Source organism: Meiothermus sp. (assembly GCF_026004115.1).
Taxonomy (GTDB): domain Bacteria; phylum Deinococcota; class Deinococci; order Deinococcales; family Thermaceae; genus Meiothermus.
Genome location: NZ_BPIM01000001.1, coordinates 1324116 through 1348921 on the forward strand (window position 1 = coordinate 1324116; position 24806 = coordinate 1348921).

Genomic DNA, 24806 nt, shown 5'->3' on the forward strand with positions numbered 1-24806 from the left:
TTTTGGGCTTACAGTAGGGGCTCCAACCCAAAGTGCTGCACGATACCCCGGGCGGCCTCTGCGGGTGACATTTCGCCGGTGTCTATGCGTAGGCTTTCCACAAAGGGAATAGCCTCTAAGGCGCCCTGTTCCAGCATCTGCAAGAGCCGTTCGGGGCGGGAGAGCTTCTTGAGGGGTTTGCGCTCGGGGCTTTGGATTCGCTGCAAAAGCACTTCGCGGGGAGCTTCCAGCTTGACGAACCGGGGCTCGATGCCGGACGCTTCGCAGACTTCCAGCACTTGCCGGATAAACGCATCGCTGCTGGGCGGGGTGTACACAAAGGTGAAGATGAGCCCCTTCTGCCCCATCTGGGCCATCTGCTTGAAGGTAAAAAGCCGCACCGCTCGCAGGAGCTGTACGTACTCCGGGCTGCCCCACTCGAAGAGCTTGGCGGCGTAGTCAATGGAGAGGTGATTGTCGAAGACGGGGTAGCCGGTGAGCCGGGTGAGTTCATTGGCTACGGTTAGCTTACCTACCGCAGCTGGGCCGTAGAGAAAGACCAGCTTCATAGGTCGGATTTCTCCCGTAACTGCTCGGCCAGCACGGCCCCGTAATGAAGCCGCATCCACTCGATCCGAACCAGACGTGCACTACCCAGTTTTTGCGTCAGAATCTGGCGCGAGAACCCAATGGCGGTAGCCGATAAAGAGGCCATAATCGGCAACCGCCTTGCCGGGCTGCTTTGCCGCAACAACTCAATTTGCAGCCGTACCACTTTGGGGTTGGTGTCGGAAGGCCCCGCCATGAGGCCAGTTTAGCGCAGCGCCCGTCCGGCCAGCAGCACGGCCAGGAGCGAGACCCCCAGAGCCGTCCCCTGGCCCCACAGTGCGCTTTCCCCAATAAAGGGCGGGTACACCAGCCCCGCCACCGTGCCCCCCAGGTAAAAAGCGGCCACATAAGTGCCGCTCACCCCGCTACCGCCCTGCCCCGAAACCCCGCCCGCAATAGCCTGGGCAGTAAAAATGCCCGCCATCATGAGCACAAACCCCACCAGAATCCAAAAGGGTTGGTCGGGAAGCTGAACCAACAGGCCCAGCGCCGCCACCCCCAAGGCCAGCCGAAAAGCCCGCACCACACCCAGTCTCTTTACCCAAACACCGGCCAGGGCGCTGCCGGGAATGCCCGCCAGGTAGGCGAAAAAAACTCCCCCAATCTGGCCTTGCGACAAACCCAGGGCCTCGAGGCGGTAGGGCAGCAGGTTAGCCACAAAAAAGTTGACAAAGAGGAGGGCAAAGCCCAGGGCATACAAGGGCCAGGCCGAGAGGGTATAGCGGGGAGCGGGCAGGGCCAGATGGTCGCGCTCTCGCAGGACGAAAAGGGCAGTGATCGCTATCGGCAGCGCCAGCAACACGATGGCCCAGCGCTCGCCCAAACCCTCGGCTAAAAGCCCCCCCAGCCCGCGCCCCAGGCCCCCACCCAGCACATTCCCGGCCACCCATAAACCGGCCATCTGGGCGTGCTTGCGGGGGTACAACTTGGGCAGGAGGGCCAGCGAGAGCCCGGGAACTGCCGCCGCAAAGGCCCCCTGGAGCGTGCGGCACAGCGTCCAGATTTCCAGGCTGGGCGCGAGGCCGGCCAGCACCCCAAACAAGCCCACCCCAAATAGCCCACCGCCGATCACGCTGCCCACCGGCAGGCGGATGCGCGGCACCACCGGCGAGAGCAGCACCAGCACCAGAAAGGGCAGGCTGATGCCCAGATGGGTGCTGCCGGGGGCGGTGCCGAAGAGGCGCTCCAATCCGGGCAGCATGGGCACTACCGAGTACAGCGCCACATAGATCAAAATGCCCGATGGAATTAAGGCCCAGGCCACACTCAAAGCATACCGGTGGGTTGTGGCTTTGGCCCCCAGGAGCTGGCCTCGAGCCCGGCCCATTATGTAACGCTGTGAGGCGGGGTTATGGGTATTTTTCACGTGCCAGACTTAAGGGTCTACCTAAAATGAGCCCATGTTGCATTCGTCCGAGTCGATCTGGCCCTGGTTTTACCGATTGTATTGGAATACCGCTTTTGTGGGGGCGGCCCTGGCCCTGCTGCAACTGTGGCGAGGGCAATGGGCCCTCGAGGTTGTTTCGCTGGTCTATTTGTTGGTTACCCTGGCGGCCTTTCTGCTGGCCCGCCGCTACCCCAAAACCGCGCCGGTCTTGCACCTGGTGGCGGCCCTGGGGATGCTGGTATGGGTGTGCCAACAGCCCTGGGACGCCATTCTCCCGGGGTGGAACCAGCAGATGACGCTTTATATCAGTGCAACCCTGGCCACCCTGGGCCTGACAGTGCTGGCCATATTCGGCGGGCTGTGGATGATGGTAGGAGGGCTGATCCTCCTGGCGGCGCTGCTGCCCTACCCTGAGTCGGGACTGTACTGGGCGGTATGGCCGCTGTGGGCAGCGGGCGGGCTGGTGGGACTTTCGGTTTTCAAGGCGATACACAAGCTCGAGGTCGCCCAGCAAGATTTATCCAGGGTGATCTTACGAGACCGCCAGACCGGACTGAGCAACCGCCTGGCCCTCGAGGCCGACTACGAGCGTTACCAGGCCCTGGCCAGCCGCAGTGACCAGCCCCTGCTTTTCTCCTGCTGGCTTTTGGGGATCTCGGGGCAAAACCCTCGGCTGTTGCAGGAGCTGGCCCAGGTGATGCGGGAGGCCATGCGCCAGGGGGATGGCTTGTACCGGGTGGACGACGACCAATTCTGCGGCCTGCACATTGGCTTGGTCAGTGGGCACGAGCTGACCGAGCGGCTCAGCAAAAGGCTGCCCCAGGCCCGGGTGGTCTGGGTGGTGTGCAACGGCCTGACCCTGGAAGAAGCGCTGGCCCAGGCCCAGGACTTGCTCTACCGCAGCCCCCGGCAGCCAGCCCGGCACATATCGGCCATGCCCAAAGCGTAAGAGCCAAGTCCAATCGGCTATAGCCGTTGGTCTGTGGTCTGAAGTCCATAAACGAGTTGTCTGGCAACCAAGAATTCAGCATGCACTTCAGTGCAGCGTTGCATAGATCCCCATACACTGCCTACCCTCCCCGAGCAGGGGAGGGCAGGGGTGGGGTTGCTATGGAAGGACAAACCCCCTGGTATAGCCATCTCTTCGACGCTGTATTCAGTGCCTCCCAATGGGCCGCACATCGCAATTATGGGCAATCAACCTGCTTCAAAATGTACCGCAAAATAAGTTACCGGTGCACTGGCTATGAACCCCAGGCGCTAGTCAACAAGCGCCCAGATTGAAGAGGCCCCCTTCGGTGCAACCTGTTCCGCCGCTTCAGGTAATCTGGACGGGATGTGGCTTTTGAAGGTGGCCCTGCCCCTGCCCTTGGAGCCGATGTCGTACCTGCCCCCCCATACCGACGGACGCGCTGAGGTGCTGGGCTGCCGGGTGGTGGTGCCCTGGCGCGGTGAACTGCGGGTGGGGGTGGTGGTGGAGCTCGAGGAAGGGCAGCACAAGAGCTTTGCGCTGCGCGAAGCCATTGCCTACCTGGACGAGCGACCCTGGCTACGACCTGCCGAAATCGAATACCTGGCCCAGGCAGCCCGCGACAGCTTTTGTATGGTGGGCACGCTGCTAAATGACCTATTGCCATTCCTCGAGCCCCCCCTTCTGCACCGCGTGCGGCTGTTGCCGCAAGCCGACCCGGCGGTGCTGCCCAGGGGCCTGGAGGCCCTGGCCGAGGGCTGGCAGGAGGCCCAGGGTTTCGATCCCAAGCTGCTGGATTTTTTGCGGGAGGCCGGGGTGTTGCAGGAAGAAGTGGCCGAGCGGCGCACCCTTGCCCGGGCCCTGGTAACCCTGCGCGAGCCCTCGGAAAAACTGAGCGAGAAGGCCAAAGCGGCCTGGTATGCCCTGCGCGACCTGCAGCAGGTGGAGAGCATGGCAGCCCTGGCCCGGGCCGCAGGGGTGGGGGTGGGGGTGGTGAAGGGCCTGGTGGACAAGGGCTACATCGGCTTTGTGGGGGTAGAACCGACCACCGAAACGGTGGTGGCGCGCAGCCTCGAGCCCCTCGAGCTGCCTGCCATTCCGGTGCGGCTGGAGGGCGGGCGGCTCCTGGAGCGCATCCGTGCGCTGCTTGCCTGGGTGCAGTCCGGCCCGGTTTTGTTGCTTTTTCCCGAGGTGGCCCTGCTCAGAAGATTCCAGCCCTACTTCCCCGAGGCGCTGGTTTTGCACGGCGAGATGAAAGCCGAGGAGCGCCGTAGGGTCTGGGGGCAGGCCAGCCAGGGGGCAAGATGGGTGCTGGCAACCTACCAGGGCTTGCTGCTGCCGCTTTCCTGGGAGCGCATGGTGGTTATCGAGGAGGCCGCCGAAGCCTACAAACTACCGGGGGGCTCGAGGGCTTTTGTACCCCGCCTGGCCCGGCTGCGGGCCCAGGGGCTGGGGGTGCCCATCCACTACTGCTCCAGTGTCAACAGCGCCGAAGTCTGGGATGAACCGGCCCATCTGTTGCCCCCGCCCCAGCCGCGGCTTTACCTGCTGGATTTGCGTCGGGAGCGGGGCTGGCCCCTCTCGGGGGCGGCCATTGCCCTCTTGCAGCAGGTGCAGGAGAAAAACCGCCAGGCTGTTGTGCTCTCGGCCCGGCGAGGCTACAGTGCGGTGCTGCGTTGCAAGCAGTGCGACTGGAAGGCCATGTGCCCCAATTGCGCGCTGCCGCTGCGCTACCACAAAAGCGGGCGGCTGGGCCTGTTGCAGTGCCACCAGTGCGGCCACGAGGAAAAAGCGCCCGACCTGTGCCCAAGCTGCCAGTCGGATATCTTCGACCCCAAGGGGCCGGGGGTGGAGTGGCTTCTGGAGGCCCTGGCCCAGCACCTTCCGGCCCTGCCCCGCTACAGCTACACCGCCGAGGCCAAAGACGATCTGCGCAAGCTGCTGGCGGGTGAACCTGGCGTGCTGGTGGGTACGACCGCCATTCTGCGGGGGCCGGTGCTGCCTGAGCTGGCCCTGGTGCTCTTACCCTATGCCGACGGGTTCATCCTCGAGTCCGACTTCCGGGCTGCCGAGCGCTACCACCGCCTCTTGTGGCAGCTCGCCGACCTGCACCCGAAGCGCCGCCCCTTGTTGGCCTTGCAGACCTTCGAGCCCGCGCACCCCGCCCACCGGGCCCTCGAGCACACCGACCCCCAGGGCTTTATGAACCTGGAGCTGGCCCTGCGTCATACCCTGGGCTACCCCCCGGCCAGCCGGATGGTGAAGCTCGAGGTCGCCCACCCCAAGGAGCCGGTAGCCCGCGACGCCATCCTCCAGCTTGCCGCAGCGCTCAAGCCCAAAGCCGAGCCGGGCGAACTCCTGGGCCCGGCCCCGGCCCCCGTAGCCCGCCTGCGGGGCCAGTACGTGTTTCACTTGCTCCTCAAAAGCTCCGAAGCCCGCATCCAGGCCCTGATGGAAAACCTGCCCCCCGTGCGCGGGGCGCGGCTACGCATAGACCCCGACCCCCAGCGTTTTGTGGGGTTGCTCGAGGATTAGTTTTATCTGATCCTCTGCAAACGCTCGGCTGCATGCAAAATTCCAGCGCCGGAGGACTGGGATTTCCGAAATGTATTAAGAAAGTAATGTGCTCTGGACTACAAAAAGTGGGGGGGGGCTACCCCTAAACTCGTTCCAACTACATAAAAACGCTTGCTTTTTGCATCATGCGTTCCCTTCCAAGGAGGTGTGTGATGACAAGAATTGCTCGTACTGCATCGGTTTGCCTGATGGTTTTGTTGCTGATTCTGGCCGCCTGCTCGAGTACACCCAGGGTTGTTGAAACAGGTCAGGCGCCAGAGCCCATTCCCGCCGCCTACCGCGCCATGATCGAGGCCCACCCGGATTTTCAAATGGTGGCGACGCTGGCCGCTAAGGAGGGCAAGAGGGTGGACTGGTCGAAGGCTACCCAGAGCACCAACCCAAGCGGCAGATGGGTGGCGCAAATCCCTTTGTGGTGGGATGAAAACATGCTCGAGTTACTGATTGTGACAATTGAACACGAGAAGGTCGTGGATGTGTTGCTATCTCGCATCACATTCGAGAGAGAGATGCAGACGGCACAAATTGCTTTCACAGACCTTTCCACGAGAGTAGTTGCCATAGCGAAATTAAGTACTGTAGAAGGTAAGGCGGTTTTGCAGCAAGTGATTTGGGGGATTGGTAAAGGGGCTTCTTCTATTTCTCAAATGCTACAACCTAATCCAACAGAAATATCGAGGCTATGCAATTGGCAGCACCCTGACATTGTTCTTGCAATCACAGGACTCACACTGGCCACGCAGGCAATGTATGCCACGTGCTCCTGGGGTTGGTGGATGCCAGCTTGTTGGGGTGCGGTAGCCGCATATGGAGTGGCGCTTGTGTCGTATTACTCTGCTTTGAGGGCACATGGTTGCATACGCTAGTGCCAACACGCTACTGCACTGCTGCATAGTTCTATTCGCCCTCCAATGATGGCGGCTGGTTTAGAAAACAGACTTTTTTCTCGGAGGAGCCTATGAACCAAGAAGCTCAAAAAGTGATTCCACCACACTTCCAGGTGCTGCTCACAATTGCCCGAGGGCTATACTTCACTGCGGGCAACCTGATGTTTGTTGCTGAGTTTCTCCAATGGAGAGCAAAAGGCTATACCTGGCCAGAACCTTCGGCTTGGCTTGCCGTGCTGGGCTTAGTTCTCATGTTCCAGGCGTTTTTTGGCTTGACCTATAAATGGCTTCATACCCTCATGCGGGTGCGGCCCGTGCTGGTCGCTTACACTTTGTGGAGCATGGTTGTGACAGGAGCGGGATTTTTGGTGGTTGCCTTTTTCTTGGCAATTACCTAGCCGGGTAGGATGGGCGCATGGCGTTTGTCATCCGCCCCTATACGCCCCCCGACCTTCCCCACCTGTACCGCGTCTGCCTGCTAACTGGCGATAGCGGGGCCGATGCCAGCGGGCTATACCGCGACCCCGACCTGCTGGGCCATTTTTACGCCGCGCCCTATGCGGTGCACGAGCCCGACCTGACCTTTGTGCTCACCGACGAGGAAGGGGTGTGCGGCTATGTGCTGGGCTGCCGCGATTCAATGGAGTTCGCCGCCTGGATGGAAGCCGTGTGGCTGCCGCCGCTGCGGCGCAGATACCCCCTGCCGCCCGTAGGGGATGCCTCCAAAGATGCTGCCATGATCCGACTGATTCACAAAGGCTACACTCCCTCGAGCCTCACGCCCGAATACCCGGCGCACCTGCACATCGACCTGTTGCCCAGGGCCCAGGGCCTGGGCCAGGGCCGCAGGCTGATGGAGGTGTTCCTCAACCGCCTGCGCGAGCTGGGCGTGCCGGGCGTGCACCTGGGGGTGGGACAGCGCAATGTGGGCGCGGTGGCTTTTTACGAGCGGATGGGGTTTGTGCGCTTGCAAACCTTTCCCTGGGGCTACGAGTACGGCCTGAAGCTGTAAAGGGGGGCCAGGGGCTATGCGGGGAGACGGCCTGTAATATCGGATTCAAGCTGACAGTTTACAAAACCAAAAAACCCATAGATTGTCTTTTTGAATCCTAGAGCACTTCCTTCGGTCGGGTTGATTCGCTACCGAACGGTAAAAATCAACCAAATCTGGTATAAAGACCCCCGTCTTCAGCCCGAGGCAATCAGGGTAATGGCCACCAGCGAAAGCAACACGCCCACGGTCTGGCCCCGGCTCAGGTGTTCGCGCAGCAAGCCCCAGGCCAGCAGGGCGGTAAAGGCGGGGTAAAGTGAGGAAATGACGGCGGCCACGTCCAGCCGGCCCGTCTGGGCCGCCACCAGAAAGAGCACGTTGCCCCCAGCGTCCAGCAGCCCGGCCAGGCCCACCAGGCCCAGACTGGCGGAAAGCCGGGCTTCTCGGCGCAGCAGGCCCAGCCACGCCACCAGACCCAGCATCAGGAGGGTGGCGGTGAGCTTGGCCAGGGCCGAGGGCCAGAACAGCCCCTCCACCTGGTGAATCAGGGCGAAATAGCCCCCAAAGCCCAGCCCGGCCAGAAACGCATAAACCAGGCCCTGCGCAGGGCCCGCGCCACCTTCCGGGCGGGCGGCCAGCCAGACGCCCAGAAGGCCCACCCCAAAGCCCAGCAGTTGCAACGGGGTGGGGAGGCCCTCGAGCCCAAACCCCACCAGGGCGGCCAGCCCCGCCCCCACCACCCCGGCCATAGGGGCGGCCAGCCCCATCTGCCCGGCCTCGAAGGACCGGTACAAAAACACCAGCCCCACACAGCCCGCCAACCCGGCGGCCAGGCTCCAGGGGAGATCCTGGGGCTGAAAGGCTTCACCGCGCAAGAGGGCCAGCAGAGCGAACAGCAAGAGCCCGGTGGTGTGTACCAGCAGGGCAATCAGGTAGGGGTTGAGTCTGCGGGAGGCCACCCCGCCGCTAAAATCGCCCGCGCCCCAGGAGATGGCCGAGAGTAGGGCAAAGAAAACCGCCGTCAGTTCTACGCTCATATCCGCTGGATGGATTTCTAACGCTCGGTGCCTTGGAGCCAGCCAACAAAGCTGTTCACCACGTCGTTATCGCCGATCAGCTCGGGCTGGCGCACCACCGCCTCCAGGAAAGCCCGCACCAGGGCTTCGTCGGCTTTTTCCAGAAGTTCGGCAATGCTCTGGCCGCTGTAGGGGCCGCCGGTCAGTTTGCGGCTCAGGCTGGGGATTTGCCGGGCCCGGGGGGCCGCCGCCTGCAAGGCTGCCTGCACCTGCCGAATGGCCAGGGCCTCGCCCTGGGGGGAGAGCATCTGGGCGCTACTTAGCAAAGGGGCGTTGCCCAGGTTGCGCAGCTCCACCCCTGCCCTGTAGAGCTGGCGGGCCAGGCTGGGCTTATGGGCGGTGAGCGAAAGGCGGGTGCTGGCCGCACCGTAGAGCACCTCGAGGGTGTAGGTGCCCTCGTCAGGCAGCCGCACTGCCGCCCCGGTCAAAACCAGGCCGGTGGTCAGGGGTCGCACCGCAACGGCCTTACTGGCGCTTTGCAGCACCTGGCCCTGGGCATCCAGTAAGCGGGTGACCAGGGTGCCCGAGGCCAGGTAGGGAACCCCCTCGATCTTGACCTGAGGAAAGACGGCCTCGCCCGCCGTGAAGGGACGGGCCTCGAGGTCATCCGCCCGCAGCATCAGGTGTTGCAGCGATACGCTGGTTTTTGCCCCGGCCATCTGCCGGATGGCGCGCTGGGCCCAGGCAGCCAGGGGGCTTCTGGGGTGATTTTGCAAGAAGCTCTGGTAGTGCCCCAGGGCCTGCTCCCAGAGGCCGGCCCGCTCGGCCAGGTAGCCCTGCCAGAAGGCCAGCCGGGGCGCGCTGGCCTCCTGCAAATCCTTCAAGGCAGCCTTGAACTCCTCCCCTTCATCTACCCGCAGGGCTAGGTTGTAGGCCTCGCGGGCGCCCAGGAAGTCGCTATACAAAGCCCGCACCAGCCCCAGGTTGTAGGCCGGCACGGCGTACTCCTGGCGGGACTGGGCCTCGAGCTTCAGCGAGCGTTGCGAAGCTCGGATGGAGCGGGCATAGTCGCCCAGCAGGTAGTAGGCCCAGCCCAGGTTGGTCCAGTAGAGGTTTTTCTCCGGCAGGAGCGCGGCGGCGCGCTCGAGGGCCTCTTGAGCCAGCGCGGGATTATTTTGGTCGAAAGCCACAAAACTCAGCTCTTCCCAGGCCAGGGGCATCTCGGGGGCCAGCTCGGTCAGTTGGCGGGCCACCGCGCCCCACTGCCTATCTTCCAGGCCCCGAAACAGCAGCAGGGCTGCAAGCCGCTCATACACTTTTCCTCCGGCCAGCTTGCGGGCCGCATTCAGCGCCTCGGTGCGGCGACGCTCGGAGAAATCCACCAGAGCCTGGTAGGCCAGCGGTAGCTTGTTCTGCCGCACCTGGCTCCAAAAATCTTGCAGCTCCCTGGGCAGTTGTTCGGTGATCAAAAGCGAGGCCACCCCGTTGTCGCGCAGGGCCACAGCAGCCCGGTAGTAGGGGAGGGGGAGGGGGGTGTTCTGTACCGTCAGGTCGCCCTGGGCCAGCCGGGCCAGTTCGTCGTTGCGGGCGGTCTCGAGCCGCCAGGCTCCCGGACTGACCCCGGTCTGGCGCGCTGCCCAGTACAGCACCAGCTCGGGCCGGCTGAAGCGGGCGCTGCGAATACCCCGTGTATCGGCCAGGAAGACCCGTAGCCAGCCCTGCGGGTCTACCTGCCCTACCAGAACCCAGCTTGCCCCGCTAATCTCCCAGGCCAGCCGCGCCCCGCCAGCGGTGAAAAGCGAACCCGCCGCCAGGTTGTAGCTGCCCTGCCAGGGCATGTCCGGTAGCAGGATGGCAGCCAGCGAAGGCGGGGCCACCCCCAGCCCTCCGGCCACCGCCTGCGCCAGGGCATGGCCGCCTGGCCCCGCAAAGGGCAGCACCAAGCCCGGTTGTACCGGCACGGCCTGACCTGATGCCTGGCCCCAGGCCAGGGCCGACCAAAGCAGCAACACCCAGAACCCGCGTGTCATGCCGTCATCTTACCGGGATGGAGTACCGGCTCGAGCTACACTGGGGCAATGAAGCCGTGGCTGCGACATGGACTGGTGTTGTTTATCATTGCCCTCCTGAGCCTCAGCCCCCTGCTGCTGGCGCTGCTGGCCGGAGCCTTTGCAAATGCCAATAGCTGCACCCTGCATGAAGGAAACATCAACCCCTGCGTGGTAGGGGGGCGGGATTACGGCCCTACCCTCTACACCTTGTTTGTACTGGGCTGGCTATCCCTTGCCACGATTCCCCTGGGAATGGGGGCAGGGGGGGTGTATCTGCTGGCGGTATGGATTCGCAAAGCCTCCAACAGGGCCCGCAAATGAGCTGGTAGGCCTTGAGCCTTGAGCCTTCTGCCTTTAGCCTTGTGCTTGGTGCGTCTGTTGCGCTTGCGGCAAAAAAACTTCAGGAACCTCGCCAGCCCGCTTTTTGCGCCGGGATTGGGCCTGACCACCATTGTGGGTGGCAACGCCCAGGGCAAGACCAACCTGCTCGAGGCCATCGAGCTGGTGCTGGGCGGGGAACTGCGCAACGGCACAACCGAGCGCATCGCCTTTGGCCAAAGCGAAGCCTGGCTTTTTGCCGAGGTCGAGACCCAGTTTGGCAACAGCCGCCTGGAAGTAAAGCTCAGCCGCGAGGGCCGCGAACACAAGCTCAACGAAGCCCCGGCCTCGCTGCGTGAGCTTTCGCAACTGCCGGGCGCGGTGCTCCTGGGCCCCGACGACCTCGAGCTGGTGCTGGGGCCTCCAGAAGAACGCCGCCGGTTTCTGGATGTGCTGCTCTCGCGTTTCTCGGCCCGCTACCGCGCCATGCTGGGTCAGTACAGCCGGGCTTTGCAGCAGCGCAACGCGGTTCTGAAAAGCAGCTTTCGCCCTGCTTCCAGGGGGGGCGAGAGGGAGAGGCCTGGCTCCATCCAATCTTCCATTGGCATCTGGAACCAGGAGCTGGTCAAGTACGGCAGCGAAATCCTGAGCCTGCGCCGCCGGATGCTCGCCAAGCTGACCCCCCTGGCCCGCGAAGCCTACCGCGAGCTGGCCCCGGGCGAACTGAGCCTGGAGCTATGCGAGACCACCGAGCCCGAACGCTTCCTTCAGGCCCTGGAAGACAACCTGCCCGACGACCTGCAGCGCGGCGCCACCAGTGTGGGGCCCCACCGCGACGACCTGACCCTGCTGCTCTCGGGCCGCGAGGCCGCCCGGTTTGGCAGCCGGGGGGAGTGCCGCAGCATTGCCCTGGCCCTGCGCCTGGCCGAACACCGCCTGCTCTGGTCTCACTACGAAGAGGCCCCGCTTTTGCTGGTAGACGAGTGGAACACCGAGCTCGACGCCCGCCGCCGGGGGGCCTTGCTGGCCTATGCACAGAGCCTGCCCCAGGCCATTCTGGCAGGCCTGGAAACCCCGGGCGAGGGGGCCGTGATGGAGATTGAAGCGGGGGTGTGGCGCTGAAAATGTCCAGGGAGAAGCCGGTGAACCCCGACGCCATCCGCGAGGCCCAGCGCGGACTGGCCTGGGCGTTCTTGCTCTCGCTGGTCATTCTGGCCGGGATTGTGGCCCTGCTGGCGGGCTTTACCCTGGCGCGTTTGCTGCCCTACGCGGGCCTGCTGGCGACCTCGAGCGAACTCGCCACCCTGCCCTCAGGGGAGCGAATACACCCCTCCTGGTTTCGGATAAACATCATAGCTTTTGCTGTTTCGCTCGGGCTTTTTGTGGCCTCGCTGTGGGGTTTGCTCTGGCTGCGGCGGTGGGCCAGGGTTCCGGTGGCCGAAGCCCAGCCCCATCCGAAGCAGGCGCAAAGAAAACCGTCCAAGAAAAAGCGCAAACGTTGAAGGTGGTGCGGGTTGCTTGCGCAAGGATGGCCGAGAGCCCAAAGCCCAGGGTCGAACGACAAAAGCAAGCAGCCTCGAGGGGCTTTGCCGGGCACAGATTTCCCTTGCGAATTCCGAAGCACCCTTAGTGGTCTGGCAACCTAGAATTCAGTATGCACCTCAGTGCCTCCCAATAAGCCGTACATCGCAAGTATAGGCAATCAACGTGCTTCAAAACATGCCGCAAAATAAGTTACCGATGCACTTAGACCAGCAGCAATCGAAGCCCGCCCAGCAAGGCCAGCGTGAGGGCCATCCACTCGAAAGTGCTCTGCGGGAGGTAGTCCAGGAGGCGTCGGCCTGCCCAGGCCCCCAGCCCCACGGCGGGCACCAGCCACAGGTTGAACGCCAGCGACCCCCAGGTGATGAGGCCCAGCCCCACCGCAAAGGGCACCTTGAATAGATTGACCACCAGAAAGTACCAGGCGATGCTGCCCACCACCTCGAGCTTCCCCATCCGCATGGCCAGCATATAAATAAGCACAAAAGGGCCTGCCGCATTGGCCACCATAGTAGTAAAACCGGCGGCCATGCCCATGCTGGGGGCAAAAGCCGGATGCCTGGAGATGTTCACGTCACTCAGATGCCGGGCCTTGCGGTAAAGCTGATACAGGGTCATGCCCACGATAATCGCGCCGATCACCCGCTGCACCTGTGCGTCGTTGCTGAAGTAGAGCATGAGCGTGCCCAGGCCAATCCCCACGGCAGTCCAGGGAAAAATGCGCAGAAGCTCTTGCCAGCGCACGCTTTGGCGGAGCATACGCACCGCAATGAAGTCGGCGCAAATCAGCACCGGCAACAAAGCACCCGTGGCCTCGCGGGCCGGGATGATGCTGGCGAATAAGACCACCGCAATCGTTACAGCGCCCGACAGCCCGGTTTTGGAAGCGCCCACCAGCCAGGCTGCCAAAAAGGCCACGGCCCAGGAGGGGGGGCTTAGCTCCATGGCCGCTACCATACCCTAACCCAGCCCAAGGGTGCGCCAGGCTGTAGCCAAGCCCGGGTTTTTTGTCTAGCCTGTAGGGGATGTCCAGGGCCAGACCCTCTGCCGAGATTGTGGCCAAAATTCTGCGCCAAAAAGGGCTGAGCGCAGGGGTTCAGCGGGGCCAGGTGCTGGCGCTCTGGCCCGAGATTGCCGGGCCTGCCCTGAGCGAGCTAACCGAGGCCGACCGCCTGGAAGACGGGGTGCTGTTTGTGCGGGTGGCCGACTCGGTGGTGGCGCACCAGCTCACCTACTTGCGTGAGGAGTTCCTCAAGCGCTACCAGGAACAGCTTCCCGGATTGGTGCAGGAGCTGCGGTTCTTGGTAGGTGCAGAGAAAAAGAGCATACCCAAGAGCAAACCGATGACCCGGCCAAAACTGAGCCCCGAGGAAGAAGCGCGCCTGAGAGAGCTAACCGAGCACTCCCCCCAAGACCTCCAGGGGGTGATCCTCCGGGCGGGAAGGGCGGTCTTGCAGAAGCAAAAAGAGAACCCCCACCCGCCCTGCCCCATCTGCGGCGCGCCCAGCCCTGAGCGCCCCTGCAAGCCCTGTCAGAAGCTTCTGACCGAACCTGTTGTTCTGCGTGAATCGGGTCGCTTGACCCGCTTTCCACTCAAGACGCGCCTCGAGGGCGATCCGCTCGAGGCCGCCCGCTACCTGGCCCGGCAGAAGCTCGAGGCCCAGCTCCGAGAGCTTTTGCCCCAGGTCATCCAGCAGCCCGAGCTGATGCCCATCCTGCAAGACACCGCAAGGCGCTACTTGCAGCTTTGTACCGGCGAAAAAGAGGTTCGGGGCCACCGCCATCTGCTGCCCGAGACCCTGCGCTCCCTGCTCAAAGAGGTATGATTGTAACACCCGCGGCCCCTTTCTGCTGTAGCATCCGGGCCCCTATAAGCGTGTAGACCCAGACGCGGTACCCACTCTGGAGGATTTATGTCAACCGAAACCAAACCCAAAAGCGTTGGCGGCGATAGCAAAATGAAGGCGGGCCTGATCTGGTTCAACGGGCATCTGGTGCCCCAGGAAGAGGCCAGGGTTTCGGTACTCACCCACGCGCTGCACTACGGCACCAGCATTTTCGAGGGCATCCGGGCCTACGAGACCCCCAAAGGCCCCGCCATCTTCCGCCTGCACGAACACACCGAGCGCTTCTTCCATAGCGCCAAGGTCATGATGTTCGAGATGCCCTACACCCCCGAGCAGATTAACCAGGCCATTCAGGAGGTCATCCGGGCCAACGGCTACAAAAGCTGCTACATCCGCCCCCTGGCCTGGATGGGAGCCAACACCCTGGGTGTGAATCCCCTGCCCAACAACCCCGCCGAGGTGATGATTGCCGCCTGGGAATGGGGCACCTACCTGGGTGACGAGGCCGTGCGCAAGGGGGCCCGGCTCATCACCTCGTCCTGGGCCCGTTTCCCCGCCAACGTGATGCCGGGTAAGGCCAAGGTGGGGGGCAACTACGTCAACAGCGCCCTGGCCCGCGTGGAAGCCCAGCAGGCCGGGGCCGACGAAGCCCTGCTGCTCGACAAGGAAGGCTTCGTGGCCGAGGGTTCGGGCGAGAACATTTTCTTCCTGCGGGGAAATACCCTCTACGTGATCGAGCACTCGGTCAACCTGATGGGCATTACCCGCGACTCCGTCATCACCATTGCCCGCGACCTGGGCTACGAGGTACGCGAGGTGCGGGCTACCCGCGACCAACTCTACATGGCCGACGAGATGTTCATGGTCGGCACCGCCGCTGAAGTTACGCCCATCTCCTACCTTGACCACCGGGCCATTGGCACCGGCAAGGCCGGCGAGCACACCATGAAGCTCCGGGCCGCCTACATGGACGTGGTGCAGGGCAAAAACCCCAAATACGAGGCCTGGCTGACCTACGTCAAGTAGCAGGCGGGTTGAGGCGCGTTTCCTACGGGAAAGCGGGCTTTGGGGTAGTTGTCCTTATTACACCGTAAACTGAAACATGCACCTCAAGGTGGAGTTCCACAATCTGGTCACCAAGACCCACACGGTTATGGCGGGCACTTTTCCGGTGGCGCTGTACCATGAACACGAACATGGCTTTTACGTGGAGCGGGCCTTTGTAGGACACCCCAGCTACCGTTACTGGAAGGCCCACATTCTGCCTGCCCAGCACCTGCAAGTGTGCCAGTACTTTACCCACCAAGGACGCTATCCTTTTGAGTTTTACATAGACATCGTGCAGGTCGAGCGGGAGGGGCATGTCCTGATGGTCAAGGACTTGTACCTGGATCTGGGTATTGCCCATGGCGGTACCCTTACCCTGATGGACAACCACGAACTGTTCGAGGCGCTAGGTGCGGGCCTGATGGGCCTGGAGGAAGCCTTCCTGGCCACCCGAACCCTGCACGACCTGATCAACCGCCTGGGGCAGCACGAAAACAACCTGGAGCGCACCTTGCAAGCCCAGGGCATTGGGCTGCAATGGGACTGGAAATAGTCCTCCACATGAGAAGGCGTTGGTGCCCCTAGGCGGGTTCCCGATCCCCTACAATTCAGGCCATGACCCCTTTTCGTAAGTGGCAGATCTTTGCACCCCTGGGCCTTACCCTGATTGGAGCCGGCATCTCCCTGACCGATCACGCCAGCTACCTGAAAGCGCAGGGAGAGCCCTGGTTCTGGCTGGGCACCCTGGGGCTGGTGGTGTTGAACTCAGGCGTGGCCCTGATGGCCGATGCGGTGAAGAACCGGGTGCTGTTTGAAATAAGTCGGCGCAAGTAGAGCATCAGGGGGTAAGCTTGAATGCCGATAGCCGAAAGCTTGAACAGAGCGGATAGTCAAGAGCCGATGGGCGAAAGGGTCGAAAGCCGATTGAGAAAAAACCTGTTGTGCGCAGGCCAAAGCTCGACAAAGTAGATTAGATGAGGCATCGTTTCGGCGTAGGGTCTTTTCGGGGATAATGCCCGGGCCGCAGGGTAGGCTGTGTATATGCGACTCGTAACCGTGTTTGGTTCGTCCAGGGTGCAGCCCGGCACCCCGGCTTTTGCCGAGGCCCGCGCCTGGGGGCGCACAATTGCCGAGGCTGGGTTTGGCGTGGCTACGGGCGGGTACAACGGGGCGATGGAGGCTGTTTCGCAGGGGGCCAAAGAGGCCGGTGGGCTGGTGGTGGGCATCACTGCGCCTGTGCTGTTTCCGCAGCGCAACGGGCCCAACGTGCACGTGGATCTGGAGCTGCCGTCCTCCTCGCTACTCACCCGCATCGAGCGGCTGATTGATGTGGGTGTGGCCTGCCTGGCCCTGCCGGGCGGGGTAGGCACCCTGGCCGAAATCCTGGCGGCCTGGAACCTGAACCATATCGCCGAGATGCAGGGCAAACCCCAGAAGCCCCTGGGGGTGCACGTGGGATGGTTGGGGGTCATCCGGGCAGGCCTCGAGGTCACCCCCGAAGCCCTGCGGATGCTCACCCCCATAGACTCGCTGCAAAGCCTGCAAGGGTTTCTTGGCCGGCTTCGCGCTGCAGCACCCGGAAGGTAAAGCGCACCTCGAGGCGGCTTTGCGCCAGGGCCGCTCCCAAAAAGAGCAGGACAAACAGCAGTCTGGCCATACGCCCTCCTACTTCTTGGAAAGCAGGGCAATCAGGTTCTTGAGGTTGTCGGCGGTGCGGGGCTGCTCTTTAAAGGGGTTGTAGGGCTTGCCCTGGGCGATGGCCTGGAAGAGCCCGCCCCGGCCTCCGGGCGGCCCCTGGAAATTGCCCTGCCCCGCCTGGGGGTTCTGCCCGCTGGCCTGCTCGCGGCGCTGGCGGGCCTCCTCGCGTTGCTTCAGGATGGTCTGGTCGATCCATTTGAGCTGGGCCGGGGTCAGGATGTTGTCCTCGATATTTGTGAGGATTTTGCTGGCATCGGCGGGCTTCAGGTCGGCGCGGTTTTGCAGGTCGCGCAGAAGGGGCAAAAGCTTCTGGGCCTGGGCTTTGGTGAAAGCCAGGCCCCGCTCTTTGTCCAGCTCGTCCATCAGCCCAAGGGTGGCCACCAGGTCGAAGACCGGGCGGTAGGCCTCAAAACGTTGGCGCATCTCGGGGCTAATGTTGGGCGGCCCCCCTTGCGCCAAAGCAAACCCCAACGCCAGTGTGGTCAGCAGGCTCAGCAGTCTCTTCATGCACCCTCCTTTAGCGACTGTAGTGTGCCAGGGCATTGTGTAGAAGCGGTAAAGAAAGGCGGGCGGCTATGGGTTTTCTGCTACTCGTACCTGAGCGACTCCACCGGGTCGAGCCGGGCGGCCCTCGAGGCGGGGTAAAAGCCAAAGAAAACCCCCACCGCCACCGAGAATACGAAAGCCAGCACCATGCTGAAGGGGTCGAAGACCGGGGTCACCCGCAGCAGTTGCCCCACGCTGCCCGCCATGGCCAGCCCCAGAAAAATGCCCAGAATGCCGCCCCCCACCGAGAGCACCACCGACTCCACCAAAAACTGGGTCAGGATGTCGCGGGGCTTGGCCCCCAGGGCCTTGCGGATGCCGATCTCGCGGGTGCGCTCGGTCACCGAGACCAGCATGATGTTCATGATGCCAATGCCCCCCACCAGGAGGCTAATCCCGGCCACCCCGCCCAGAAAGAGGGTCATGGTCTGGGTGACCTGGTTGACCGAGGCCAGCGCGTCGGCCTGGTTCTGCACGCTAAAGTCGTACTCGCTGGGGTCGCTCACTTTGCGGCGCTGGGCCATGAAGTCGGTCAGTTCTTGCTGGAGGCGGGAGAGCGAGTCCTTGTCGGGGGCCTGGACGTAGATAGCGTTCACCCGGGGCTCGCCGGTGCTGCTGCGGGCGAGGCGCTGAAGGTAGGTCGAAAGCGGCACCATCACCTGGTAGTTGGGGCTGGCAAAGCCCGAGTCGCCTTTGTCGGGCAGCACCCCCACCACCGTGAAGGAGATACCCGCGATGCGCAGGCGCTGGCCGATGGGGTCTTGCCCACCGAACAAGTCCTGGGCGATGCCGTAGCCGATCACCGCCACCCGCCTTCGGCTTTGCACGTCGGCCTCGCCGAAGAAGCTGCCTTCGGCGGGCTGGGCGTTGCGCACGCTGGCATAGTCGGGCCAGGTGCCAATCACGGTGGCGTTCAGGTTGCTGGCCCCCACCTTCACCTGCTGGTTGCTTTGCAGGGCGGGCGCTACCCCGGCCAGGCGACCGGCAAAGGCCGCCTTGACCGCCTCGGCATCGGCCAGGGTGATGGTCTGGGGGCCGCCAAAGCGCACCAGACCAAAGCCCCCCCCGCGCCCCCCGGTGGCACTCCCGATGGTGAGCAGGTTGGTGCCCAGGCTTTGCAGGGTGCGGGTGATGTTGGCCGTTGAGCCCTGGCCCACCATGGTCAGGGCCACCACCGCCGCCACCCCGATAATCACCCCCAGGGTAGTCAGAATAGAGCGCAGGGGGTTTCCCAGAATGGCCCGCCAGGCGATGCGAAACACCTGCCAGGGGTTCATTCCGGCCACGCGCGAGCGCACTTTTTTGGGGGTCGGGGTCACCATGGATGCGCTCATGCCACACCTCCTACAGCCCGCTTGCGGTGAAGGTTGGGGCCATCGGACTCGATCTGCCCGTCGCGGATGCGCACGATGCGCCCGGTGTACTCGGCAATATCGGCCTCGTGGGTCACCACAATCACGCAGGTGCCCTCGTCGTTAAGCTCCTGAAAAAGCCGCATCACCTCGGCGGCGGTCTTGGAGTCGAGGTTGCCGGTCGGTTCGTCGGCCAGCAGGATGGAGGGGCGCATGGTCAGGGCCCGGGCCACCGCCACCCGCTGCTTCTGGCCCCCCGAAAGCTGCGAGGGCAGGTTTTTTAGCTTGTCCCCCAGCCCCACCTTTTGCAGCACCTCGAGGGCCCGTTCGCGCCGTTCTTCGGGGCCGTAACCCGCATAGATGAGCGGCACCTCCACGTTTTCCAGCACGTTCAGGCGCGGCAGCAGGTGAAAAGCCTGGAACACAAAGCCAATCTCCTGGTTGCGCATCTCGGCCCGCTGGTTTTCGCTCAGGGTGGTCACGTCCTGCCCGGCCAGGTGGTACTGCCCGCTGGTGGGCCGGTCGAGCAGGCCGATAATCTGCATCAGGGTGGTTTTGCCCGAGCCCGAAGGCCCCATCAGGGCCACCATCTCGCCCGAGCGAATCTCCAGCGAAACCCCCTTGAGCGCCTCGAACTCGAGCGCCCCACTCTTGTACACCTTGCGCACCTGGTCTAGCGCGACCACCGTCACCGGCCACCTCCTGGCGGGGCGCCCAGGGGCAGGCGCAGGCCGCCCTGCCCGCCCTGGTTGTTCGAGGCCGGCTGCACCCGGCTGGGCAGCACCACGGTCTGGCGGGGCTGCAAGCCTTCCAGCACCACCTGGTTGACCCCGTCGTCCGGCCCCAGCACCACCCGCACGGTCTCCTTGTTGCCGTCGGGCATGAGCACATCCACATAGGCCCGGTTGCGCACGGTCTGCACGGCCCGCTTGGGGATGGTCAGGGCGTCCTGGATTTCCTCGATGATAATCTCGCCCTCGGCGCTCATGCCGGGCCGCAGCTTGCGCTGGGGGTTGGGGATGTTCACGGTTACGTAGAAAAAGGCGATGTTCTGCTGAATCTGGGCCTTGGGAGCAATGGCGGTAACTTTGCCTTCAAAGGTTTCCCCACTGAAGGCGTCCAGCGTTACCTCGACCCGCTGGCCCACCCGCACCTTGGCAATCTCGCTCTCGTCAATCTGCACTGGCAGGTTCACGCTGGAATCGTCGATCAGGGTGAGCAGGGCAGTGCTGTTGCTGACCGTGGCCCCCACCCCGATGCTGCCCACCTGGGCGTTGACTTCGGCCACCACGCCATCGAAGGGGGCGTAGATTTTGGTGTTGGCCAGATTTTCTTCGGCGTTTTTGACCTCGAGCCGGGCCTGCTCTACGGCAATCTGGGCGTTGCGCAGGTCCTGGGTGTTGGCGCTATTCCGCAGCGAGAGGGCCTGGCGGGCGGTGTTCAGGTTGACCTGGGCCACCTCGAGGGCTGCCTGGGCCTTGGCGTAGGCGTCGCGGGCGCTTTGCAGGCTCTGGGCGCTGGCGCCCCCCAGATCGAAGAGCTTCTGGGTGGCCTGCAGGTTGGTGCGGGCGGCCTCGAGGTCGCGCCGGGCGTTGGCATAGGCCACCTCGGCGCTGGCGATGTTTTGCCGGTTGGCGGCCTGGGTGCTGGCCTGGTCGGCCCGCAGCTTGTCCAGGTTGGCCTGGGCCTTTTGCAGGGTCAGCCGGGCGTTTTCCAGGGCGCGGGTGTAGTTGGTGGGGTCGAGCTGCACAATAAGCTGCCCCCGCTGCACCCGGTCGCCCACGGTGGGCAGCCTGAGCACGGTGCCGTTGACTGCCGGTTTGACCGCCAGGGTCTGGACGGCCTCGAGGGTGCCCGGCCCCGAGACCGAGACCCGAAACACCCCTTGCTGCACAGGCGCAGTCTCCACCGCGGGGGTGTTGCTGGCGGTGGGCTTGGGTCGCAGGAACCAGTAGGCCGCGCCCCCCAGCCCGGCCAAGACCAGGGCCACAACCAGCCAAAGCCAGGGTACGCGGGTACGAGTACGGGAGCCAGTCATGTTCACCCCTCGATGTTCCTCTAGCATAGCCAATGTTCGGTGTATGGAATGCGAAGGTTTGATGAAGACGAACCCTGGGGCTTCACTGGCAGGGAATTGATGGCTAGTATTGAGAAAATAAAACATGTTCTGTGCAACAATCCAGGAATGTTTAGATGAAAGGCAACAGACATAGCTCCAGAAAGGAGGCGGTTTTGGGTGGTGATGGTTGGCTATTTGTTGAGGTAGGCGGGTTATATAAAAATCCTGGTATAGGGTGTTAGACAGCAGGGTGTTATTTAATCGCTAGTTGGGCGCTGAAATACCTATCATCACAGAGAACAGGAGATGAATAAGAAACAAAAGATTGCAACTTTCGTGGGGTTGTTCGTTGCATTGGGATTGCCGTTTGTTCTGGATTTGCTTTTGGGTATACGCCCTGAAGATATGGCTATTCCTTCGCGAGTCATTCTCTTTGTTACAGAAGAATGGACTCTCGCTTTTGTCCTGTTGGGGATTGTTCTTCTTTGGGAAAGGCAATCGCTGGCATCAATTGGCATCAAGAAGGTATCCTGGCGTGATTTGCTTTGGGGAGTGCTGGGGTTCATCGTTGGCGCATTTTCTTTTATCCTGACCATGCCCCTTGTCAATGCACTGGGCTTGGGCACGACGTCGAGTGGCATTTCACAATTAGCGCAAATTCCGATTGTGCTGCGAATAGGGATTGTCCTCACGGCAGGTATTACGGAAGAAATATTGTTTCGTGGTTATCCCATTGAGCGTATAAACGCTCTAACAGGCAGACTTGGCTTAAGCGCATTCATCGCTTATGTGGTATTCGTCTTGCTTCACATACCCTTCTGGGGGCTCGGCGGCACAATCCAGATTGGGGTGTGGAGCATTGTGATCACGATTCTCTACGTCAAACGGAGAAACCTCCTTGCTTGTATGCTGATGCACATCTTGAACGATGCCTACGCTTTTATTCTCTTGCCGTTGTTCGCTCAATATCTACCTTAATCAGGAACATAGCCGCCCAACCCGCCGCTTCAGCCGACACGCTCCGCGTGCGGCTGAGCGGCAGGCCGTTAGGGCGCTACCCCACTCGCTTCAAGCATGGCCCGTGCGGGCGCCGGGCGGCATCGCTCGAAAAAGTAGAAGGTAGTGGAGGTCGGGCTGGCCGAGGGAGGGTGCAGTCGAGTTGCTCCGCAAAAACTAGCCAGCCGAACCCCAGCCAGTACCAGCACAATCATCCGTGCCCACAGAAAAGCTCCCTCCCTGCCAGTGCCGCGGGTTCTACCCTCACTTTAGCCCCGGCCCCGAAATGGATGGCGCCAGGGGTAAATACAGCCCAAATCGCATGGATGACTATGGCCCACTGGCCGCCCGCACCAGGCCGGTAAAGTCCTGGCCTGCTGCCACCGAGAAAGCCGCCAGGGCTTTCCAGTAGGTGTTTTGCGCCTGAATCAGGGCATACTCGGCGCTGCGCAGCGAGACCTGGTCGGTTTGTAGTTGTAAAGCCGAGATGGTGCCGGCCCGCAGGGCGGCCTGGCTCTGCTCCACCACCCGCTGGGCGTTGGCGACGTTGGCCTGGGCTAAAGCGATGCTGCGGTAGGCGTTCTGGGCGGCCTGGTGGGTGTTGGTTAGGTTGGTCTGAGCATTCTGTTGGGCGGTTTGCAGGGTGCGCTGGTTGTTCTCCAGGCTGGTTTTGGCTGTGTTGAGCTGGACGGCGGGGGTGTAGTCGTTATCGGCCAGCTTGACGTTCAGTTCGGCAAGTTCTACGGCCTGCTGGGCTTGCAGCACGCTGGGCAGCCGACTAAAGAGGTCGCGGCTCAGGGCCTGGAGGTCGGCTTGCAGCACCGGAGGGGCCGGAGGAGCGGCCACCATGACGTTGCCCAGGTCGCTCAGGCCCAGCAGCGCGGCAAGCTGGGCGGCCAGCACCGGGAGCTGGGACTGGGCGTTGGTGAGGGACTGCCTCGAGCTATCCAGGGTGGTCTGGGCCCGGGCTACGTCCAGGGCGGTGGCGTTGCCGGCGGCCTGGCGGGCCTTGGCCACCTCCAGATTGCGCTGGTTCAGGGCTACCTGGGCCTGGAACAAGGCCACGTTTTGCTGGGCTTCGTAGAGGCTTACGTAGGCGTTCACCACGCTCTGCATGACCGAAAGCCGGGTGGCCTCGAGGTTCACCTCGGCCAGCTTTGCGCTCTGCTCGGCCTGGGTGCGGGCCACCACCAGGGTGCTGGGGTCGGCCTTGAGCGCATTGAGCTGCAGGGTGGCGTTTTGCAGGGTGGCCTGGGCGCTTTGCAGCGAGGGGCCCCGGCTGTAGGCCTGCGATAGGGCCTGGGGCAGGGTGAGGGTGTTCTGGGCTAACCCCAGGGAGCAAACCGGCAGCAGCGCCAGCAAAAGCAAGGGCTTCGACAGAAGGTTCGAGACACGGTGCGTCATTTACTCCCTCCGAGAGTGGTGGTAAGGTCCTGTCCAAGGGCGTTTTGCAGGGCCAGGGCGGCCAGTTGGGCCTGGGTTAGGGCGGCCTCGAGGTTGCGCTGGGCTTGCAGCCGGTTGAGTTCTGCTGCCTGAACCTCCACGCTGGTACCGGTGCCGGCCTGCAGCCGGGCCTGGGCGGTGCGCAGGTTCTGGTTGGCCGCATTCAGGCCGGCCCGGGCGGCGGAAATGGCGGCCCGGGCAGTCTGGAGGTTCTGGTACTTTTGCCGCACGTCCAGCTCGGCGGCCTTGCGGGTGCTTTCCAGGGCTTGCTGCGCCACTTGCAGCGCGGTCTGGGCCGTGCGGATGCGGCTGTCGGCCACGGGGTCGAAAATGGGCATGCTAAGGGAGAGCCCCACACTCCAACCCTGCTGCAAGGCCCCGCCGCTCCCCTGCATTAGCGGCACCGCTCCAGAAAGTGAGGCAGTGCCGCTCTTGAAGTTCAGCCCGCTCGAGAGCGAAATGCCGCTATCGCTGTAAACCGCGCTCACCGAAGCATTGGGAATCAGCCGGTCGCGCTCGGCGCTGGCCAGGTTTTCTTCGGCATCCTGCAATTGGGACTGGCTTCGCAACACGTCGGAGCGGCGGCTCAGGGCCCTTTGCAGCAAGGCCTCCAGGCCCTCGCCGGGCAGGCTGGGTTCCTCGGGGGGGGTGACGGGGTTGCCGAGCTGTTGGGGGCTCAGGCCCAGGGTGCTGGCCAGGGTCAGGCGGGCCAGCTCGAGGGCCCCCTGGGCGCTCACCAGCCCCGATCGGGCGGTGTCCAGGTTCTGCTGGGCGGTGAGCAGGTCGCTCAGGGTGGCGGTGCCGGCCTGGTTCTGCGCGGTGACAATCTGCAACTGGCGTTCGCGCAGGGCCAGGGTGGCCTGGGCGATGCTCAGGTCGGTCTGGGCCTGGCGCAGGTTGAAGTACTGCGTATGCAGGGCCAGGTAAAGGGTGTTGCGAGCATCGCGGCGGGTCAGGGCGGCCCGCTCCAGGGCCCGCTCGGCGCTGCGCGCGGCGTCGGCGCTCGTAGACCAGGGCAGCACCCCCAGGCTGGCCGTGCCGGAAAGGCTCAGGCTGCTGCCGCTCTGGCGCAGGGTGTAGTCGGCCCCACCCGACAGCTTGAAGCCCAGGGCGGCCTGGGCGGCTTCCAGCTGCCGCACCGCGCTCTCGTAGTTCAGGTCGGCGCTTCTCCAGTCCAGGGTACCCGGCAGGGCTTGCAGGGCCTGGGGAAGCTCGAGGGCGCCCTGGGCCAGGACAGGAGGTGCTAAGGCGAGCAGGGTGGCGATGGTGGGTACAGGGTTCTTCACGTTCCCTCCGCGGCAGTCATGTTCTGGCAAGCTTGTGTAAAGGTGCAGTACGAGATATGTAGGTTTGGTGAAGGTAGGCGCCGGGCTTCCCCAGTTTATCGCTGTGATCGTGCTTTTTGTCTGTAAAAACAAAGCAGGCATGCCGCCCATGGGCGGCATGCCTGCTTAACTGGCGACTTGGTTCGAACCTTGGCTACGACCCGGG

At 63.2% G+C, this 24806-nt stretch carries 26 protein-coding genes; 14 read left to right on the forward strand and 12 right to left on the reverse strand.

The features are described from left to right. Positions 1-8 precede the first annotated feature (8 nt). From Q0X23_RS06295 to Q0X23_RS06305, 3 genes are read right to left on the reverse strand one after another with little or no spacing between them, the layout of a single operon-like run. Entirely contained in the window at positions 9-548 is a 540-nt protein-coding gene (locus Q0X23_RS06295) for an AAA family ATPase (RefSeq protein ID WP_297859515.1), read from the reverse strand. Beyond that, positions 545-784, reverse strand: coding sequence for a hypothetical protein (locus Q0X23_RS06300; RefSeq protein WP_297859516.1), 240 nt, complete (start codon positions 782-784; stop codon positions 545-547). Before Q0X23_RS06300 ends, Q0X23_RS06295 begins: the two co-directional genes overlap by 4 nt. A 9-nt stretch (positions 785-793) precedes the next feature. Then, the gene (locus tag Q0X23_RS06305; protein WP_297861177.1) at positions 794-1852 is read right to left on the reverse strand and encodes an MFS transporter; all 1059 of its coding nucleotides are present in this window, start codon (positions 1850-1852) and stop codon (positions 794-796) included. Between the two features lie 136 nt (positions 1853-1988). Here Q0X23_RS06305 and Q0X23_RS06310 point away from each other — a divergent pair, with 136 nt between their 5' ends. From Q0X23_RS06310 to Q0X23_RS06330, 5 genes are all read left to right on the forward strand, one after another. After that, the gene (locus Q0X23_RS06310) at positions 1989-2924 is read left to right on the forward strand and encodes a diguanylate cyclase (protein ID WP_297859517.1); all 936 of its coding nucleotides are present in this window, start codon (positions 1989-1991) and stop codon (positions 2922-2924) included. Between the two features lie 387 nt (positions 2925-3311). Continuing rightward, positions 3312-5480: a primosomal protein N' gene (locus Q0X23_RS06315; RefSeq protein WP_297859518.1), complete on the forward strand. Its 2169-nt coding sequence runs from the start codon at positions 3312-3314 to the stop codon at positions 5478-5480. 194 nt (positions 5481-5674) lie between these two features. Further along, on the forward strand, positions 5675-6388 hold the full coding sequence (locus tag Q0X23_RS06320; protein WP_297859519.1) for a hypothetical protein: 714 nt from the start codon (positions 5675-5677) through the stop codon (positions 6386-6388). Between the two features lie 92 nt (positions 6389-6480). Then, the gene (locus tag Q0X23_RS06325; RefSeq protein WP_297859520.1) at positions 6481-6807 is read left to right on the forward strand and encodes a hypothetical protein; all 327 of its coding nucleotides are present in this window, start codon (positions 6481-6483) and stop codon (positions 6805-6807) included. A gap of 17 nt (positions 6808-6824) precedes the next feature. Next, complete coding sequence (locus Q0X23_RS06330) at positions 6825-7421, forward strand: GNAT family N-acetyltransferase (protein ID WP_297859521.1); 597 nt, start codon at positions 6825-6827, stop codon at positions 7419-7421. Positions 7422-7597: 176 nt separating this feature from the next. On the opposite strand, the gene Q0X23_RS06335 is transcribed toward Q0X23_RS06330, so the two are convergent. After that, the gene (locus Q0X23_RS06335; RefSeq protein ID WP_297859522.1) at positions 7598-8437 is read right to left on the reverse strand and encodes a DMT family transporter; all 840 of its coding nucleotides are present in this window, start codon (positions 8435-8437) and stop codon (positions 7598-7600) included. A gap of 17 nt (positions 8438-8454) precedes the next feature. Next, positions 8455-10446: a hypothetical protein gene (locus Q0X23_RS06340; protein WP_297859523.1), complete on the reverse strand. Its 1992-nt coding sequence runs from the start codon at positions 10444-10446 to the stop codon at positions 8455-8457. A gap of 48 nt (positions 10447-10494) precedes the next feature. Between Q0X23_RS06340 and Q0X23_RS06345 the strand changes: the two genes are divergently transcribed. The 3 genes from Q0X23_RS06345 to Q0X23_RS06355 are packed head-to-tail and all read left to right on the forward strand — an operon-like array spanning position 10495 to position 12287. Further along, positions 10495-10788, forward strand: coding sequence for a hypothetical protein (locus Q0X23_RS06345; protein ID WP_297859524.1), 294 nt, complete (start codon positions 10495-10497; stop codon positions 10786-10788). 48 nt (positions 10789-10836) lie between these two features. Next, complete coding sequence (gene recF / locus Q0X23_RS06350; RefSeq protein ID WP_297859525.1) at positions 10837-11907, forward strand: DNA replication/repair protein RecF; 1071 nt, start codon at positions 10837-10839, stop codon at positions 11905-11907. After that, complete coding sequence (locus tag Q0X23_RS06355) at positions 11898-12287, forward strand: hypothetical protein (RefSeq protein WP_297859526.1); 390 nt, start codon at positions 11898-11900, stop codon at positions 12285-12287. Before recF ends, Q0X23_RS06355 begins: the two co-directional genes overlap by 10 nt. Before the next feature lie 244 nt (positions 12288-12531). On the opposite strand, the gene Q0X23_RS06360 is transcribed toward Q0X23_RS06355, so the two are convergent. Then, the gene (locus tag Q0X23_RS06360) at positions 12532-13284 is read right to left on the reverse strand and encodes a sulfite exporter TauE/SafE family protein (protein ID WP_297859527.1); all 753 of its coding nucleotides are present in this window, start codon (positions 13282-13284) and stop codon (positions 12532-12534) included. 68 nt (positions 13285-13352) lie between these two features. Between Q0X23_RS06360 and Q0X23_RS06365 the strand changes: the two genes are divergently transcribed. The 5 genes from Q0X23_RS06365 (at position 13353) to Q0X23_RS06385 (ending at position 16808) form a co-directional block, all read left to right on the forward strand. Next, the gene (locus tag Q0X23_RS06365) at positions 13353-14153 is read left to right on the forward strand and encodes a DUF721 domain-containing protein (RefSeq protein ID WP_297859528.1); all 801 of its coding nucleotides are present in this window, start codon (positions 13353-13355) and stop codon (positions 14151-14153) included. A gap of 87 nt (positions 14154-14240) precedes the next feature. Beyond that, positions 14241-15200 carry a branched-chain amino acid transaminase gene (locus tag Q0X23_RS06370; protein ID WP_297859529.1) on the forward strand — a complete coding sequence of 320 codons (960 nt, stop codon included), beginning with the start codon at positions 14241-14243 and terminating at the stop codon, positions 15198-15200. Positions 15201-15276: 76 nt separating this feature from the next. Beyond that, positions 15277-15774: a hypothetical protein gene (locus Q0X23_RS06375; RefSeq protein WP_297859530.1), complete on the forward strand. Its 498-nt coding sequence runs from the start codon at positions 15277-15279 to the stop codon at positions 15772-15774. A 62-nt stretch (positions 15775-15836) separates the two neighbouring features. Then, entirely contained in the window at positions 15837-16055 is a 219-nt protein-coding gene (locus Q0X23_RS06380; RefSeq protein WP_297859531.1) for a hypothetical protein, read from the forward strand. Between the two features lie 207 nt (positions 16056-16262). Then, complete coding sequence (locus tag Q0X23_RS06385) at positions 16263-16808, forward strand: LOG family protein (protein ID WP_297859532.1); 546 nt, start codon at positions 16263-16265, stop codon at positions 16806-16808. A 78-nt stretch (positions 16809-16886) separates the two neighbouring features. On the opposite strand, the gene Q0X23_RS06390 is transcribed toward Q0X23_RS06385, so the two are convergent. From Q0X23_RS06390 to Q0X23_RS06405, 4 genes are all read right to left on the reverse strand, one after another. Beyond that, positions 16887-17426, reverse strand: coding sequence for a hypothetical protein (locus tag Q0X23_RS06390; protein WP_297859533.1), 540 nt, complete (start codon positions 17424-17426; stop codon positions 16887-16889). Between the two features lie 80 nt (positions 17427-17506). After that, positions 17507-18799 carry an ABC transporter permease gene (locus tag Q0X23_RS06395; RefSeq protein WP_297859534.1) on the reverse strand — a complete coding sequence of 431 codons (1293 nt, stop codon included), beginning with the start codon at positions 18797-18799 and terminating at the stop codon, positions 17507-17509. Further along, positions 18796-19509: an ABC transporter ATP-binding protein gene (locus tag Q0X23_RS06400; protein ID WP_297859535.1), complete on the reverse strand. Its 714-nt coding sequence runs from the start codon at positions 19507-19509 to the stop codon at positions 18796-18798. The genes Q0X23_RS06395 and Q0X23_RS06400 overlap by 4 nt, the downstream gene beginning before the upstream one ends. Then, positions 19506-20855: an efflux RND transporter periplasmic adaptor subunit gene (locus Q0X23_RS06405; protein WP_297859536.1), complete on the reverse strand. Its 1350-nt coding sequence runs from the start codon at positions 20853-20855 to the stop codon at positions 19506-19508. Before Q0X23_RS06405 ends, Q0X23_RS06400 begins: the two co-directional genes overlap by 4 nt. 327 nt (positions 20856-21182) lie before the next feature. Between Q0X23_RS06405 and Q0X23_RS06410 the strand changes: the two genes are divergently transcribed. Further along, positions 21183-21854 (forward strand): CPBP family intramembrane glutamic endopeptidase, encoded by a 672-nt coding sequence (locus Q0X23_RS06410; protein WP_297859537.1) that lies wholly within the window; start codon positions 21183-21185, stop codon positions 21852-21854. Positions 21855-22202: 348 nt separating this feature from the next. Here the strand turns inward: Q0X23_RS06410 and Q0X23_RS06415 are convergent, their stop codons facing one another. Together Q0X23_RS06415 and Q0X23_RS06420 are read right to left on the reverse strand one after the other, a co-directional pair. Further along, positions 22203-23276 carry a TolC family protein gene (locus tag Q0X23_RS06415; RefSeq protein WP_297859538.1) on the reverse strand — a complete coding sequence of 358 codons (1074 nt, stop codon included), beginning with the start codon at positions 23274-23276 and terminating at the stop codon, positions 22203-22205. Next, positions 23273-24601, reverse strand: a complete 1329-nt coding sequence (locus tag Q0X23_RS06420; protein ID WP_297859539.1) for a TolC family protein — start codon at positions 24599-24601, stop codon at positions 23273-23275. The genes Q0X23_RS06415 and Q0X23_RS06420 overlap by 4 nt, the downstream gene beginning before the upstream one ends. Positions 24602-24806 lie beyond the last annotated feature (205 nt).